Source organism: Rhodococcus sp. 1163 (assembly GCF_002091985.1).
In the GTDB taxonomy this organism is placed as follows: domain Bacteria; phylum Actinomycetota; class Actinomycetes; order Mycobacteriales; family Mycobacteriaceae; genus Rhodococcoides.
On the sequence record NZ_MKKX01000009.1, the window covers coordinates 1 to 3,285 of the forward strand.

Below are 3,285 nucleotides of genomic sequence, written 5' to 3' on the forward strand. Positions count from 1 at the left end.
ATATCACCCACCACCACAGACGAATCCGCCACCACCGCCTCCAACACCCGAACAAACCGCTCCGCAAACAACACCATCGTCGACTCATCGAACAAATCCGTCGCATACGTCAACGTCGCCGACAACCCCGCAGCACCACCATCGACATCGAACGACTCCGTCACCGTCACCTGCACATCGAACTTCGCAACCGCAACATCGAAATCAACCGCCGACACCGACAACCCCGGCAACTCCAGCGAAGACCGCTCCAAATTCTGGAACGACAACATCACCTGAAACAACGGATGACGCCCCTGCGACCGAGCCGGATTGAGCACCTCCACCAAACGCTCGAACGGCACATCCGCATGCCCGAACGCCCCCAAATCCCGCTCACGCACATCCCGAACCACATCAGCAAACGACCAATCCGAACCGAACACCGTCCGCAACACCAACGTATTGACAAACATCCCGATCACATCATCGAGAGCAGCCTCACCACGCCCCGCCACCGGCGTACCCACCGCCACATCATCAGACCCCGACAACCGCGACAACAACACCGCCAACGCCGAATGCACCACCATGAACAACGACGCATTCAACTCCCGCGCCACCACACTCAACCCACGATGCACACCCGCATCCACCGAAAACACAACATTCGCACCACGATTGGACGCCACAACAGGACGAACCCGATCAGAAGGCAAATCCAACTGATCCGGCAAACCCTCCAACGCCGACCGCCAAAACGACACCTGCTGCGACAACAACGAATCCGGCTCCGACTCCGACCCCAACACCGCACGCTGCCACAACGCATAATCGGCATACTGCACCGACAAAGGAGCCCACCCCGGCCCCTCACCCGAAGCCCGCGCCACATACGCACCCATCACATCCCGCGTCAACGGCCCCATCGAAAAACCATCAGCCGCAATATGATGCACCACAAACACCACAACGAACTCCGAACCCACACCACCCGAACCCACAACCTCGAACAAACGAGCCCGAAACGGCACCTCCGCCGTCACATCGAAACCAACAGAGACGAACTCGCGCAGTCGATCTGCGAGATCGGCCGCTGAGACTCGTTGTGGAGTCATGTCGGGACTGACGATGGCGGTCGGCAAAATCTCCTGGGTGCCTGCACCGTCGATGTCCGGGTAAACGGTGCGGAGTGACTCATGGCGGGTGAGCACGTCGTCGACTGCGCGTCCGAGCGCAGCGACGTCGAGCTCACCGGTCAGCCTGATCGCCACCGGAATATTGTTCACCGCAGACGCGGTATCGAATCGGTTGAGGAACCACATCCGCTGCTGCGCCAACGACAACGGAACAACATCCGGCCGCACCTGCGCCACCAACGCAACCCGTGCACCCGCACCCACCTGAGACTCCACCAACGAAGCCAGAGCACCAACCTTCGGCGCATCGAACAGAATCCGCACCGGAAGTCGGGTGTCGAGCACCGCACCCAAACGAGAGACCAACTGAGTCGCAATCAGCGAGTTACCACCGAGCTCGAAAAAGTCATCATCGAGACCCACACGCTCGAGACCGAGCACCCCCGCGAAAGTCTCCGCCACGATCTCTTCCACCGGCGTGGTGGGCACCCGAAACTCCTTGACCGCCACGACCGGATCCGGCAAAGCCGTACGATCGAGCTTCCCACTCGATCCCAATGGAAACTCTTCGAGCACAACGTAGTTCGACGGGACCATATAGGACGGCAAATGCACAGCAGCTGCTGCAGTCACCTCGTCCAGATCGATACCCGCCGAGGACTCACCGACAAGATAACCAACAAGCTGCTCGTTGCGCACCAGCACAACAGCACCCGCCACCGACGGCACCTCGGTCAGTACAGCCTCGATCTCGCCCAACTCGATACGCAAACCACGCAACTTCACCTGAAAATCGGTGCGCCCCACATACTCGATCTCACCGCCGCTCGTCCACCGCACCAAGTCCCCGGTCCGATACAGACGCGAACCCTGCGCTTCGGGGTCGGCGAACGGATCAGCAACAAAAGCACCACTAGTCAAATCCGGCCGGGCCACATATCCCCGAGCCACCTGAGGACCAGAGAGATAGAGTTCGCCCGCTACTCCCACCGGCACCGGATGCAAACGCTCGTCGAGAACCAACGCACGCGTATTCCACACCGGCCTACCGATGGTCACCGTCCCGAGAGCAGAATCCACCACACCCTCGGTCGCATGCACCGTGAACTCCGTCGGACCATACAAGTTGTGCAAAGCCACACCCGGCAAAGCACGCTCGAAAGACCGCACCACAGACATCGGCAACGCCTCACCGGCCGCGAGAACCACCCGCAACGAACCGAACGAATCGGACTCGAACCCAGCCGTCTCCGCCACGAACACCGACAACATCGACGGGACGAACGAGGTCATGGTGACCGCCTCATCAGCAATCACCTGCGCCAAATACCGAGAATCACGATGACCATCCGGTGCCGCCAACACCAAACGCCCACCGGAAAGCAAAGTACCGAACAACTCCCACAACGACACATCGAACGTCACCGGCGTCTTCTGCAACACCACATCCCCCGCACCCAACCCGAACCGCTCGGTAAGCCAAGAGATCTGGTTGACGATCGCCTCATGCGAAACCGCCACACCCTTCGGCCGACCCGTCGACCCCGACGTGAAAATCACATACGCCGCATTCGACCCACGCAACACCGACAACCGCTCACCATCCCCCACAACCCCACCCGAAAAACCAGACACATCCAACGAACCCACATCCACCACCGACACACCACCACCAGCAAACACACCCACATCCCCACCACCAGAAACCAACACCAACACCGGAGACGCCACCTCCACGATGAACCCATTACGCTCCGCCGGCTGATCCGGATCCAAAGGCACATACGCACCACCAGCCACCACCACCGCATACATCCCCACCAACAAATCCACCCCACGCCGCATACCCAACCCCACCAAAACCTCAGGACCCACACCCTCACCGATCAACCACCGAGCCAAACGAAACACCCGCTCCCCAAACTCCCCATACAACAACCGCTCACCCCCGAACACCACCGCCACCGCACCCGGAACCTCCACCACCCGATCAACAAACAACGACGCCAACGTCGAACCCGAACCCGAAACGCCCTCCAACACACGAGAAGTCCCATTCCACCCCGACACCACAACATCACGCTCCGCAACACCCAACACACCAATATCACCCACCACCACAGACGAATCCGCCACCACCGCCTCCAACACCCGAACAAACCGCTCC

At 60.1% G+C, this 3,285-nt stretch carries 1 protein-coding gene; it reads right to left on the reverse strand.

Annotation, left to right across the window (positions count from 1 at the left end; all coding sequences use genetic code 11):
• Positions 1–3,254: amino acid adenylation domain-containing protein (locus BJD99_RS01765; RefSeq protein ID WP_306294082.1), on the reverse strand; the 3,254-nt coding region annotated here is incomplete at its 3' end.
• Positions 3,255–3,285: the final 31 nt, after the last annotated feature.